Annotated in this window: 13 protein-coding genes; 4 read left to right on the top strand and 9 right to left on the bottom strand. The window is 71.4% G+C overall.

Annotated elements, in window-relative coordinates; translation table 11 throughout:
- Positions 1 to 948, bottom strand: a complete 948-nt coding sequence (locus ACF9IK_RS17840) for an MBL fold metallo-hydrolase (RefSeq protein WP_395295183.1) — start codon at positions 946 to 948, stop codon at positions 1 to 3.
- Positions 949 to 1138: 190 nt separating this feature from the next.
- On the bottom strand, positions 1139 to 1900 hold the full coding sequence (locus ACF9IK_RS17835) for a polyprenol monophosphomannose synthase (RefSeq protein WP_395295182.1): 762 nt from the start codon (positions 1898 to 1900) through the stop codon (positions 1139 to 1141).
- A gap of 247 nt (positions 1901 to 2147) precedes the next feature.
- Here ACF9IK_RS17835 and manA point away from each other — a divergent pair, with 247 nt between their 5' ends.
- On the top strand, positions 2148 to 3347 hold the full coding sequence (gene manA, locus ACF9IK_RS17830) for a mannose-6-phosphate isomerase, class I (protein ID WP_395295181.1): 1200 nt from the start codon (positions 2148 to 2150) through the stop codon (positions 3345 to 3347).
- Between the two features lie 51 nt (positions 3348 to 3398).
- Here the strand turns inward: manA and ACF9IK_RS17825 are convergent, their stop codons facing one another.
- Positions 3399 to 4832: an acyltransferase family protein gene (locus tag ACF9IK_RS17825; protein ID WP_395295180.1), complete on the bottom strand. Its 1434-nt coding sequence runs from the start codon at positions 4830 to 4832 to the stop codon at positions 3399 to 3401.
- Between the two features lie 267 nt (positions 4833 to 5099).
- On the opposite strand from ACF9IK_RS17825, the gene ACF9IK_RS17820 reads away from it, so the two are divergent.
- Positions 5100 to 5666: a dihydrofolate reductase family protein gene (locus ACF9IK_RS17820; RefSeq protein ID WP_395295179.1), complete on the top strand. Its 567-nt coding sequence runs from the start codon at positions 5100 to 5102 to the stop codon at positions 5664 to 5666.
- A 193-nt stretch (positions 5667 to 5859) separates the two neighbouring features.
- Here the strand turns inward: ACF9IK_RS17820 and ACF9IK_RS17815 are convergent, their stop codons facing one another.
- Entirely contained in the window at positions 5860 to 6438 is a 579-nt protein-coding gene (locus ACF9IK_RS17815; protein ID WP_395298608.1) for an ArsR/SmtB family transcription factor, read from the bottom strand.
- A 343-nt stretch (positions 6439 to 6781) separates the two neighbouring features.
- Positions 6782 to 8311: a replicative DNA helicase gene (gene dnaB, locus ACF9IK_RS17810; protein ID WP_395298607.1), complete on the bottom strand. Its 1530-nt coding sequence runs from the start codon at positions 8309 to 8311 to the stop codon at positions 6782 to 6784.
- 529 nt (positions 8312 to 8840) lie between these two features.
- On the opposite strand from dnaB, the gene ACF9IK_RS17805 reads away from it, so the two are divergent.
- Positions 8841 to 10169, top strand: coding sequence for an MATE family efflux transporter (locus tag ACF9IK_RS17805; RefSeq protein ID WP_395295178.1), 1329 nt, complete (start codon positions 8841 to 8843; stop codon positions 10167 to 10169).
- A 62-nt stretch (positions 10170 to 10231) separates the two neighbouring features.
- On the opposite strand, the gene rplI is transcribed toward ACF9IK_RS17805, so the two are convergent.
- The 4 genes from rplI to rpsF form a co-directional block, all read right to left on the bottom strand.
- Positions 10232 to 10678, bottom strand: coding sequence for a 50S ribosomal protein L9 (rplI, locus tag ACF9IK_RS17800; RefSeq protein ID WP_395295177.1), 447 nt, complete (start codon positions 10676 to 10678; stop codon positions 10232 to 10234).
- A 17-nt stretch (positions 10679 to 10695) separates the two neighbouring features.
- Positions 10696 to 10932 carry a 30S ribosomal protein S18 gene (gene rpsR, locus ACF9IK_RS17795; protein WP_030304537.1) on the bottom strand — a complete coding sequence of 79 codons (237 nt, stop codon included), beginning with the start codon at positions 10930 to 10932 and terminating at the stop codon, positions 10696 to 10698.
- A gap of 78 nt (positions 10933 to 11010) precedes the next feature.
- Complete coding sequence (locus ACF9IK_RS17790) at positions 11011 to 11610, bottom strand: single-stranded DNA-binding protein (protein WP_395295176.1); 600 nt, start codon at positions 11608 to 11610, stop codon at positions 11011 to 11013.
- Between the two features lie 97 nt (positions 11611 to 11707).
- A complete protein-coding gene (gene rpsF, locus ACF9IK_RS17785; RefSeq protein WP_148643846.1) occupies positions 11708 to 11998 on the bottom strand; it encodes a 30S ribosomal protein S6 in 291 nt (96 codons plus the stop codon).
- A 300-nt stretch (positions 11999 to 12298) separates the two neighbouring features.
- Here rpsF and ACF9IK_RS17780 point away from each other — a divergent pair, with 300 nt between their 5' ends.
- Complete coding sequence (locus ACF9IK_RS17780) at positions 12299 to 12595, top strand: hypothetical protein (protein ID WP_395295175.1); 297 nt, start codon at positions 12299 to 12301, stop codon at positions 12593 to 12595.
- The last annotated feature ends 12 nt before the right edge of the window (positions 12596 to 12607 follow it).

Genomic DNA, 12607 nt, shown 5'->3' with positions numbered 1-12607 from the left:
TCAGGCCTCGTCGTCCTCCGACTCGACCGGCCCGGCCGCCTCGCGCTCGGCCGGGGCCTCCCCGCCGGCCTCCCGGGCGGTGTTGGCGGCCGCGCTCAGCTCCAGAACGGCCGGCAGGGTCAGCTCGCCGTACCGCTCGTTCATCGCGGCGGCCAGCGCCTCCGGATCGGCCGGGTGCTCGGCCAGCAGCCGGTCGAAGTCCTGCAGGTACTCACCGGTGAAGGCGAGCACCCGGGTCGCGTCGTCGTCCTGTCCCGGCGCCCGGTGGCCGGCGATCACCCGGTCGGCGCCGAGGTCGGCGATCCGGCCGAGGTTGTGCACCCAGGCGGTCCGCTGCTCCGGGGTGGTGTCCGCGGTCCAGACGTGGGTGCCGTTGTAGACGAAGTCGCCGGCCACCACGGTGCGGATGCCGGGCACGTGGACGACGGTGGACCCGCTGCAGTCGCCCTGGCCGAGCAGCAGCACCGGGACCACCTGCCGGTCGATCATCAGCGGCTGGGGCAGCAGCTGCGCGGGCACCAGCGGGTGGTCCGGGATGTCGTCGCCGTAGACCGGCTTCCACTGGGCGACCTTGGCCGCGGCGGTGCGCAGGATGCCCTCCACCACCGGTGGCGCGGCGAGCAGTTGAGCGTCCGGGAAGAGCCGGAGCACCTCCTCGGCGCCGAAGTAGTGGTCCGGGTGGTGGTGGGTGATCACGATGGCCAGCAGTCGGCGGCCCTTGCCGGCCACCCACTCGGCCAGCTCGCGCCCCGCGCTGCGGGTGAGCTGGGCGTCGACCAGGATCGCCGTCCGCTCCCCGAGGATCAGCGTGGAGGTGGCGAAGAAGGCCGACTCCGGGCCGGTGAAGACGGCGGTCTCCAGCAGTCGGGCCGGCGGCGCCCCGTTCGCGCGGTTCGCCCCGTCCGCGCGCTCCGCGCCGGCGCTCTCCTCGGGCGGGGACGGCGTCACTGGCTGCTCCTCCTGGTCGGCGGTCGGGACTCCCGGCACCCTGCGGCACGGGGGTACGCCCCACAGCATGGGAGCACCGGCCGCCGAAAGCCCGGAAGGCGCGCCCGGCGGCATGCAGAAGCGCCCGGGCCCACCCGTGGAGAACGGGCGGGCCCGGGCGCTTCCTGCGTTCCGGACGGTGTGCCGGCCGTCAGCCCTTGCGGCCGGTCAGCCTGGCGAAGCGTGCCGCGAGGCCCCAGGAGGTGACCCGCCAGAGCGCCTCGACCACGATGTGGCGGCTCATCTTGGAGGCACCGAGCTCGCGCTCGACGAAGGTGATCGGCACCTCGGCCACCTTGAAGCCGGCCTTCACGGTGCGCCAGGCCAGGTCGACCTGGAAGCAGTAGCCGGCCGAGGCGACCTCGTCCATGCCCAGGCCCAGCAGCGTCTCCTTGCGGAACGCCCGGTAGCCGCCGGTGACGTCCCGGATCGGCACGCCCAGCATCAGCCGCGAGTACGTCGACCCGCCGCGCGAGAGCAGCAGCCGCGACTTCGGCCAGTTCACCACCCGGCCGCCCGGCACCCAGCGCGAGCCCAGCACCAGGTCGGCGCCGCGCAGCGCGCCCAGCAGCCGGTCCAGTTCCTCGGGCTGGTGCGAGCCGTCCGCGTCCATCTCGACCAGGACGTCGTAGCCGTTGTCGATGCCCCAGCGGAATCCCGCCAGGTAGGCGGCCCCCAGGCCCTCCTTGCCCCGTCGGTGCATGACGTGCACGTTCGGGTCCTCGGCGGCCAGCTTGTCGGCCAGCTCACCGGTGCCGTCGGGGCTGTTGTCGTCGGCCACCAGGACGTGTGCCTCGGGCACCGCGGCGCGGACCCGTCCGACGATCCGCTCGACGTTCTCCGCCTCGTTGAACGTCGGGATGATCACCAGCACCCTGCCGAGATCAGCAAAACTCTGCTGGTTCACGGTCACGTACAAACCTCTCGGCCGGTGGCGGGAAGTGCCAGTCACCGTGCCCGCGCTCTGAACGCATCCCCGTCGGCAACCCGCCGACCTGGTCACCACGGTGGAAACCACTGCGTCCTGGCATCCTACTACCGCTGCCTCGCACCCCCGGAACCGCTGCGGCACTCCCCGCCACCGCCCATCGTTTCCCCGGCGGTGACATCGGTCGGCTAGGGTCGGTCCCCGGCCTTCGAGAAGGAGCAGAACCACGCGCATGGACAGGCTCGTCAACACAGTCCGCCCGTACGCCTGGGGTTCGGTCACGGCACTCCCGGAGCTGCTCGGACAGGAACCGACCGGAGAACCCCAGGCCGAGCTCTGGATGGGCGCCCACCCGGGCGCCCCCTCCTGCGCCGACCGCGGTGAGGGGCCCCGTGCCCTGGACGAGCTGATCGCCGACGACCCCGAGGGCGAGCTGGGCGCCGCCACCGTGGCGCGGTTCGGGCCCGCCCTGCCGTTCCTGCTCAAGATCCTGGCCGCCGGCATCCCGCTGTCGATCCAGGCCCACCCCACCCTCGACCAGGCGCGGGCCGGCTTCGCCGCGGAGAACGCCCTCGGCATCCCGCAGGACGCCCCGCACCGCAGCTACCGCGACGCCAACCACAAGCCCGAACTCATCTGCGCACTCGGTGACTTCGACGGGCTCTGCGGCTTCCGCCGGCCGGCCGAGGCGGCCGCCCTGCTGTCCGGGCTGGGCGTCCCCGCCCTCGCCCCGCTGGTCGCCCTGCTCGGCGCCGAGGACGAGTCCGAGGCCCTGCGCACCGCGCTGGTGGCCGTCCTCACCATGGACGACACCACCGCCGAGGCCGCCGTCCGGGACACCGCCGAGGCGGTGGAGAAGGCCGCCGCCGAGGATCCGGACGGCCCCTACGCGCTGTACACCCGGATCACCCGCGGGTTCCCCGACGACCGCGGCCTGATCGCCGGCCTGCTGCTCAACGCCGTCCGGCTCCGGGCCGGCGAGGCGCTCTACCTCGGCGCCGGCGTCCCGCACGCCTACCTGCACGGCGTCTGCGTCGAGCTCCAGGCCAACTCCGACAACGTCCTGCGCGCCGGACTCACGCCCAAGCACATCGACGTGCCGGAGCTGCTCAAGGTGGTCGGGTTCACCCCCGGCGCCCCGGACCTGCTGCTGCCCGCCCCCGTCGACGGCACCCCGGGCGAGGAGCTCTACCCCGTGCCGATCGACGAGTTCCGGCTCTCCCGCTTCACCCTGGACGGCCGCGAGCGCGAGCTCGACGGCCGGGCCCCGCAGATCCTGCTCTGCACCGCCGGCACCGCCCGCCTCACCGCCGCCGACGGCACCGTGCTGGAGCTCGCCCGCGGCGAGTCCGCCTTCCTGCCGGCGACCGGCACCGCCACCCGGCTCGACGGCGCCGCCGCCACCGTCTTCCGCGCCACCGTCACGCTCTGACCCGGCCGCCGTACGGCGAAGGGCTCGCCTCCCCGTCGGGGAGGCGAGCCCTTACGCATGCGGACCGGCGGTCAGTGGCCCCGGTGCCCGGGACCGCCCGCACCGACCTCGACCGGCACCGGCGGCTCGGTCCGGCCGGGAGCGGCGCCGGCCGCCCCGGCCTGGCGCCGCGGCGACCACCAGCGGGTCGACGGCCGGCCAGCGGCGGTCGACCGCCTTGCTGACCTTCTTGCCCAGCTTCTGCACCGGAAGCTCCACCAGGCGGTACATCAGCCAGCTCGCCACCATGATCACGGCGAGGTACTCGACCGTCCAGATCACCTTGCCGCCGGTCGTCAGGGGCACCTTGGGCACCTCCAGCAGGTGCTGGAGGGTGTGCACCAGCGGGACGTGCAGCAGGTAGAGCGAGAAGCTGATCGCGCCGAGCCAGGTCAGCGGCTTCGGGAAGCGGCGCTTGCGCAGCGCCATGCCGATCCCGAAGGTGATCCAGGCCGCGAGGTAGGAGCCGGCCCAGGCCCGCCAGCCGGCCGTCCAGGTGTTCTGCTCCATGCCGTCGCGGTTGTACATCCAGGCGACGGCCACGCCCGCCGCGATCACGAAGCCGCAGCAGAGGATCGCCTGGAGGCGGTCGATCTGGCGGTGCTCGGCGCGGTAGAGGACGGTGCCCGCGAACATCGTCGCGAAGATCATCAGGGTCTGGTACATCGGGGCCCGGCTGTTGTTGTACATCAGCACGAGGCCCAGCAGGCCGAGCGTGATCGCGCCGGTCCGGACCAGGTTCTGGCGCCCGCTGAGGATGCAGGCGAAGGCGAAGAGCACGATCAGGACGGAGCCCCAGACCAGGTTCCGGGTCGAGGCGACGTCGTGGGTCAGCGTGTGGGAGGCGATGGATGTGCCGAAGAGCAGCGCCACCGCGGCGAAACCGACCGCGAGCGGGCCGCTGCGGCGGTGCTGGCCGACCGCGAAGAGCGCGGTGACCATGTAGTAGAAGACCATCTCGTAGCTGAGGGTCCACATGACGCCGAGGCCGTTCCAGACGCCCATGAAGTCCTGCAGCATGGTCGAGTTGGCGGCCAGGTAGACCAGGTCGTGGTCGGTGGCGAAGAGGGCGACCGATCCGTCGCCCTTCGGGACGATGGCGAGCGCCACCGCGATGCCGAAGACGATCGGCGGCCACAGCCGGAAGAACCGGCCGATCCAGAACTGCCGCATGTCCCCGCGCCGCTCCAGCGAGGCCGGGATGATGTAGCCGCTGACCAGGAAGAACAGCATCACGCCGTAGAGGCCGAGGTCCGCGTGCCACCAGATGAAGGCGGCCATGCGGTCCGGCAGCATCTTCAGGATGTCGAAGTGGTGGAGGGCGACCACCAGGGCGGCCACGCCGCGGAGCGCGTCGAGCCAGCCCAGCCGACTGGCCGGCCTGCCCGCCTGGGCTTTCGTGCTTCCCCCGGCCCGGCGGGCGGACAGCTGTCGTATCGTCTTCACGGCAGGTGACAGTAGTCCATGGAGACGCGTGGCTCCCCTCCAGAGTGCGGCGGTTGGACCCTCCGAAACGCCCTTCCGGGGCGGCCGGCCGACCGCGGGGGCGGACCGCCCCCGCGTCCCCCGAGGTCAGGCGCTTGCCCGTGTCGGCCGGGTGCACCACGCTGAGCCTGGGAGCGTGAGGACCACCGGTGAGCCCGGATCGCGCGCCGACGGGTCGGCGCGCGGCACCGGGCCGTACGCCGGACACCCGGGACGGGAGGCTGGGCCATGCGGAAGCTGATCTACGGCATGAACCTGACCCTGGACGGCTACATCGCCGCGGCCGGCGGCGACATCGGCTGGAGCGGACCACCGAGCCGCGAGCTGTTCCGGTGGTGGCTCGACCACGAGCAGGCGAGTGGCCTGTCGCTGTACGGGCGCAGGCTCTGGGAGACGATGAGCGCGTACTGGCCTACCGGCGACCAGCAGCCCGACGCCACCCCTGCGGAGATCGAGTTCGCGCGGCACTGGCGGGCCACTCCGAAGGTGGTGTTCTCCTCGACGATCGACGGGGTCGACTGGAACGCCCGCCTGGTGACCGGCGACGCGATCGCCGAGATCGCCCGGCTCAAGGCCGGGGACGGCGGCCCGATGCACATCGGCGGGGCAACGCTCGCCGGGGCGGCCATGCGCGCCGGGCTCATCGACGAGTACGTGATCGCCACCCATCCGGTCCTGGTGGGCGGCGGCACGCCGTTCTTCACGGCGCTGGACAGCCGGGTGGACCTGAACCTGGTGGAGACGCGGACGTTTCCCGGCGGCGTGGTCCTGACCAGGTACGAGACGAGGCGCTGAGCAGCTTCCCCGCTGCCTCACGCCGGACGGGTGCCGCCTCTCACCGCCGTGGCACCTCCTCGGCCGGGACCGTCCGCGCCGCTGCGGCGACGCGATGAACTGGACGCTTTCGGCCCGCCTCACACCGTGCACCCGTCTCACGTCTCAGCTTCGGGTCGTTTCCTGAAGCCCCCGCGGAACAGCCGGCGACTTCCTATTCCTGATCCGGGTCGTCCGTGGCGTGGGGAAGCAGAGGGAACAGGCGGGTGATGAGGGCCACCGGCCGGGCGCCGTCGGGCCGGGCCAAGGGGCGTTGTTCGCGGTCTTGGTAGGGGGCGAGTGCCCTTCGGATGGCATCGGCGACGCGGCCCATTTCTTCGGGCGTCAGATAGGCGACGGCACTGAAGGCTTCGTCGCGGCGCCATTCGCCTGGCGCGTGATCTCGATGGCCGAGCCATTGTTGCCAGCTCTCGTCCTCCAGCCCACGGGCCAAGTCTCCGAACTGCGCCTCCGCGGAGGCCACGGCAGTGGGGCTGTGCTCTCTCAGACGCCAGGGTCGTGCACGGCCCCCGCGGTGAGGGGCTTCCTCGATGTGTCCGTGGCGTGCGAGCTGCCGTAGGTGAAATGAGCAGAGTCCGGAGCTGTAGCCCAGTCGGGCGGCGGCTTCGCTCGCCGTGACGGTGCCGACTTCGGCGAGGAGGTCCAGCAAGGCCGTACGATGAGGGTCTCTCGAACTGCAGGAACGGCCCGCACTCGGCGCAGGCGTCCGACCAGAGCCGAACGATCGCTGGATACTTGGTGCCCGTTCCACATGGACTCCAGGAAGCGCTCCTCGGCGGCGTCGGCGGGCGACGCGGTGCAGATCGGCTTGAGGGCGCGGGAGATCTTGTCCCGGTCCGAGACCTGCACACGTTGTAGAGTCCCGCCGCTCGTGTCACACGGCAGCGCCGTGACCTGACAGTTCGCCCGGTGTCTCACGGTGTGGCCGGGCCGGGCAGTCTCGCCGTCGTGGCCGAATCCCCGGCAAGGCCGGGTTCCGGGCGAGTCACTGACCTGCGAAGTCTCGCCCGGCGGACCCGGGTTGGCCATCGTTCGTGAGATTCGGCCACGAAATCCGAGACCCTACGAGGGCCCGGTCAGTCCCGGGTCATGTCGACGAAGCGCGAGTAGTGCCCCTGGAAGGCGACCGTGATGGTGGCCGTGGGGCCGTTACGGTGCTTGGCGACGATCAGGTCGGCCTCGCCGGCGCGCGGCGACTCCTTCTCGTAGGCGTCCTCCCGGTGGAGCAGGATGACCATGTCGGCGTCCTGCTCGATCGAGCCGGACTCGCGGAGGTCGGAGACCATCGGCCGCTTGTCGGTGCGCTGTTCGGGGCCACGGTTCAGCTGCGAGAGCGCGATCACCGGCACCTCCAGTTCCTTGGCCAGCAGCTTGAGGTTTCGCGACATGTCCGAGACCTCCTGCTGACGGTTCTCGGCCCGGCGCGAGCCGCCCGACTGCATCAGCTGGAGGTAGTCGATGACGATCAGCTTGATGCCGTTGCGCTGCTTGAGCCGGCGGCACTTGGCCCGGATCTCCATCATCGACAGGTTCGGGGAGTCGTCGATGAACAGCGGCGCCTCGCTGACGTCCGGCATCCTGCGGGCGACCCGCGTCCAGTCGTCGTCCGTCATGTTCCCGGAGCGCATGTGGTGCAGCGCGACGCGGGCCTCGGCGGAGAGCAGGCGCATCGCGATCTCGTTGCGCCCCATTTCGAGCGAGAAGATCACGCTCGGCAGCTTGTTGTGGATCGAGCAGGCCCGGGCGAAGTCCAGCGCGAGGGTGGACTTACCCATGGCCGGACGGGCCGCGATGACGATCATCTGACCGGGGTGCAGCCCGTTGGTCAGCGCGTCGAAGTCGGCGAAGCCGGTCGGGACGCCGGACATCTGGCCGTTGCGGGAGCCGATCGCCTCGATCTCGTCGAGGGCGCCCTCCATGATGTCGGCAAGCGGCGCGTAGTCCTCGTTGGTGCGCTGCTCGGTGACGGCGTAGATCTCCGCCTGGGCGGCGTTGACGATCTCGTCGACGTCGCCCTCGGCGGCGTAGCCCATGCCGGCGATCCTGGTCCCGGCCTCGACCAGCCGGCGCAGCACCGCGCGCTCGTGGACGATCTCGGCGTAGTACTCCGCGTTGGCGGCGGTCGGGACCGAGTTGACCAGGGTGTGCAGGTAGCCCGGGCCGCCGACCCGCTGGAGCTCGCCGCGCTTGGTCAGTTCGCCGGCCACGGTGATCGGGTCGGCCGGCTCGCCACGGGCGTAGAGGTCGAGGATCGCGCCGTGGATCAGCTCGTGGGCGGGCCGGTAGTAGTCGGCCGGCTTGAGCACCTCGACCACGTCGGCGATGGCGTCCTTGGAGAGCAGCATGCCGCCGAGGACGGACTGTTCCGCGGCGAGGTCCTGCGGCGGGACACGCTCGAAGCCGTCGCCGGCGTCGGGGCGCTCGTCCTCGCCCTGGCGGCGCTTGCCGTCCCGCTGGAAGCCCCCGGAACCGCCCTTGCCGCCCTTCTGGAAGCCGCCCGGGCCCTGGCCGTTGCCGCGCCCGCGCGAGACCGGCAGCCGGTCGCCGGGGCCGTCCGGGAACGGCGCGTCGGCGAAGGCGCCGACGGGGAAGGGGTCGTCCGAGATCGGCCAGTCCTCCTCGGGCGGCGGGGCGTCGTGGTCGTCGTACTGGGGGCCGGTCACGCGTGTTCCCCGATCAGCGAGTGGTGCGAGTTGGAGCTGGCCTTGCCGGTGGCTGGGTGGAACGGAGCCGCGCCCCTCCCTCGCCGCACTCCTCTTTCTACGGCACCGCACCGACGGAACGGACGCCAGGTGGCGGGCGGGAGTGTCGGGCGGAGGGCCCACGCTAAGGCGCCGGGCGCCCTTGCGCCAAGGTGGTTATCCACAGGGGGTGTGGACGGCCGCCCCCAGGCTGTGGAGAACTACCGCAATCCTGTGGACACCCCTGTGGAAAGCCCTGTGGATAACCCGACGATCGCTCCACCGTCAACTCGCTGACCTGCGATGACCCCCTCCCGGGGCTGTGCATGAGAAATACTTCACACACACCCGGGTGGCCGTGGACACACACCGCGCCGGAGCCGTCGCTCAGGATTTCGAGTAATGCTCTACCATTGCTGGTGGTCATTACCTGTGGATGAGTAGCCTTGTCCGCATGACCGCCCCCACCACCGCCCGCCGGCGGCACGACCGGGAGATCCTCGCGCTCGCCGTTCCCGCGTTCGGCGCCCTGGTCGCCGAGCCGCTGTTCCTGATGGCCGACTCGGCCATCGTGGGTCACCTCGGCACCGCGCAGCTGGCCGGCGTCGGCGTCGCCTCGGCCGCCCTCACCACCGCCACCGGGGTCTTCGTCTTCCTCGCCTACGCGACCACCGCCGCGGTGGCCCGCCGGATCGGCGCCGGGGACCGCCGGGCCGCCATCCAGCAGGGCATCGACGGCATCTGGCTCGCGCTGGCGCTCTCGGCCGGCGTGGTCGCGCTGACCCTGCTGCTGGCCCCCCGGATGGCCGACGTGCTGGGCGCCTCGGCGACCGCCGCGCCGTACGCCGTCACGTACCTGCGGATCAGCGCGCTCGGCATCCCGGCGATGCTGATGGTGATGGCCGCCACCGGCGTGCTCCGCGGCCTGCAGGACACCCGCACGCCGCTGGCTGTGGCGGTCGCCGGCTTCGCCGCCAACCTCGTCCTGAACCTCGGCCTGGTGTACGGCGCGGGGCTCGGCGTGGCCGGCTCGGCCTGGGGCACGGTGCTGGCGCAGACCGGGATGGCCGCCGCCTACCTGTTCGTGGTGGTCCGCGGGGCCCGCCGGGAACAGGCCTCGCTGCGGCCGGACGCGGCCGGGATCCGGGCCTGCGCGAAGGCCGGCGGCCCGCTGATGGTCCGCACACTGAGCCTGCGCGCGGTCCTGATGATCGCCACCGCGGTGGCCGCCGGGCTCGGCGACGACGAGATCGCCGCGCACCAGATCGCCATGACCGTCTTCCTGTTCATCGCCTTCGCGCTGGACGCCATCGCGATCGCAGGCCAGGCCATCATCGGCCGCTGCCTGGGCGCCTCGGACGTGCCCGGTGCCAGGGCGGCCACCCGGCGGATGATCGAGTGGGGCATCGGCTCCGGCCTGGTCCTCGGCCTCCTGGTGGTGGCGGCCCGGCCGCTGTACGTGCCGCTGTTCACCCCCGACCCGGCGGTGCAGGCCCAGCTGAACACCGTCCTGCTGCTGCTCGCCCTCTGCCAGCCGGTCGCCGGCCTGGTCTTCGTGCTGGACGGGGTGCTGATGGGCGCGGGCGACGGCCCTTACCTGGCCTGGGCGATGCTCGGCACGCTGGCCGTGTTCGCCCCGGTGGCCCTGGCCGTGCCGGCCAGTGGCACCGGACTGGCCGGGCTCTGGTGGGCGATGAACCTCTTCATGCTGGTCCGCGGCGGCTTCCTGGCCTGGCGGGCCCGCGGCGGCAGGTGGCTGGTCACCGGAGCGGTGCGGGCCTGACCGCCCGCACCGGCGGTGCGGGCCCCGACCCCGACGACGACCGAGGGCCGCTACCGAGAAGCTCAGGCGGCGACGACGGCGACGTCCAGGCTGGCCAGGACATCGGCGTGCAGCTTGACCGAGACCTTGTGGGTGCCCACGGTCTTGATCGGCGAGGCGATCGCGACGGCGCGCTTGTCCACAACCGGGCCGCCGGCGGCCTTGATGGCCTCGACGACGTCGGCCTGGGTGACCGAGCCGAACAGGCGGCCGGCCTCGCCCGAGCGGACGGCCAGCTTGACCTGGACGCCTTCGAGCTTGCCCTTGACCTCGTTGGCGGCCTCAAGGGTCTGGATCTCGTGGATCTTGCGGGCGCGACGGATGGCGTCGACGTCCTTCTGGCCACCCTTGGTCCAGCGGATGGCGTAGCCACGCGGAACCAGGTAGTTGCGGGCGTAGCCGTCCTTGACCTCGACGACCTCGCCGGCGGAGCCGAGACCCGGCACCTCGTGCGTGAGGATGATCTTCATTATTCGGTCACCCTCTCTTAGCGCGCGGTGCTGGTGTAGGGCAGCAGCGCCATCTCACGGCTGTTCTTCACGGCCGTGGCGACGTCACGCTGGTGCTGGGTGCAGTTGCCGGTCACCCGGCGGGCACGGATCTTGCCGCGGTCGGAGATGAACTTCCGCAGCAGGTTCGTGTCCTTGTAGTCAACGTAGTTGACCTTGTCCTTGCAGAAGACGCAAACCTTCTTCTTCGGCTTGCGAGCAGGCGGCTTCGCCATTGTGTGCTCCATTTGGGGTTCACGTCCCGGCGGGCGTCCTGGGACGCCGGCGGCCGGGCCGCACGAAATCTGTCAGCTCTAGAACGGGGGCTCTTCGGAGAAACCGCCGCCGGACGGGGCACCCCAGCCGCCGCCGCCCTGGTTGCCACCAGAGGGAGCGCCGGACGCCCAGGGGTCGTCGGACGGGCCGGACTGGCCGCCGGAGTTGCCACCCCAGCCGCCCTGCTGGCCGCCACCGCCGCCCCAGCCACCGCCCTGCTGGCCGCCGCCCTGCTGGCCGCCGCCGAAGCCGCCGCCACCGGGAGCGCCGGACCGGTTGGCCCGGGTGACCTTCGCGGTCGCCGAACGCAGGCTCGGGCCCACCTCGTCGACCTCGACCTCGAAGACCGTCCGCTTCTCGCCTTCCTTGGTCTCGTAAGACCGCTGGCGCAGCCGGCCCTGCACGATGACGCGCATGCCGCGCTGCAGCGACTCGGCGACGTTCTCCGCCGGCTGCCGCCAGACGTTGCACGTGAGGAAGAGGCTCTCGCCGTCCTTCCACTCGTTGGTCTGGCGGTCGAAGGTGCGGGGAGTGGACGCGATGCGGAACTTCGCGACCGCCGCACCCGACGGGGTGAAACGCAGCTCGGGGTCGTCGACGAGATTGCCGACGAGGGTGATGACGGTCTCGCCTGCCATGGTGGTGGTGACCTCTCCGGAAGAGTTCCGTTCACCGCTGTTTCACGTGAAACAGCGGACGCGAGCTACCCGAGGCCCTGGGGCCTCAGCGGGTGGCTCAGTGGGTGTCCGGGCGCAGGACCTTGGTCCGCAGAACCGACTCGCTCAGGCCCAGCTGGCGGTCGAGCTCCTTGACGACCTCAGGCGTGGCCTTGAGGTCGATGACCGAGTAGATGCCCTCGGACTGCTTGTTGATCTCGTAAGCCAGACGGCGACGACCCCAGGTGTCGACCTTCTCCACCTTGCCGCCGCCGTTGCGGACGACGGTGAGGAAGTTCTCGATCAGGGGGGCGACAGCGCGCTCCTCGACCGAGGGGTCGAGGATGACCATCAGCTCGTAGTGACGCATGAGTAACCCACCTCCTTTGGACTCAGCGGCCACGGTCTCTCCGTGGCAGGAGGGTTGTGCAGCGTCGGCACCGGAGTAGTGACGACACCGGCTCACCGTAGCGGCCGGGTCCGACACTCGGCCCCGCCGGCCCTCAAGAGGACACAAGGGGGGCACAACTACACCAGTGCAGACCGCACAGCCTACCCGCACCCGGACGGCCGAACAAAACGCATAGGGGTTGTGAGACCCGCGCAACCGCCGCAATCTGGACGGAACGGGTTTCCTGCTCGTTCGTCTCCTCGCCAGGAGGTAGGACTCATGGCTCTCACCATCCACGGGCTCCCGCTCACCCTGAACACCGACGGCCACCGCCACCCGCGGGAGAACACCCTGGTCGGCATCACCGCCGTCCTGGGCGTGCTGGCCTTCACGACCTCGTTCTTCCACAACCTCCACATCATGAGCTCGTGGACCGGGCTCCTCGGCATCGTCTCCGGGTTCTGGGGCCAGTTCGTCTCCGTCACCACGGCCGAGCGGTTCGTCCTGGTGATCGGCCTGGCCGCCTCCGCGTGGGGCTTCTACCTGGGAATCGCCAGGGGCGGCCTCTGGGGCTAGGGCAGACACGCC

The sequence above is a fragment of the Kitasatospora hibisci genome (assembly GCF_043950205.1).
GTDB classification, from domain to species: Bacteria; Actinomycetota; Actinomycetes; order Streptomycetales; family Streptomycetaceae; genus Kitasatospora; species Kitasatospora hibisci.
Note: the sequence above shows the minus strand (reverse complement) of the source record. Positions and strands in the feature narration are given on the sequence as shown.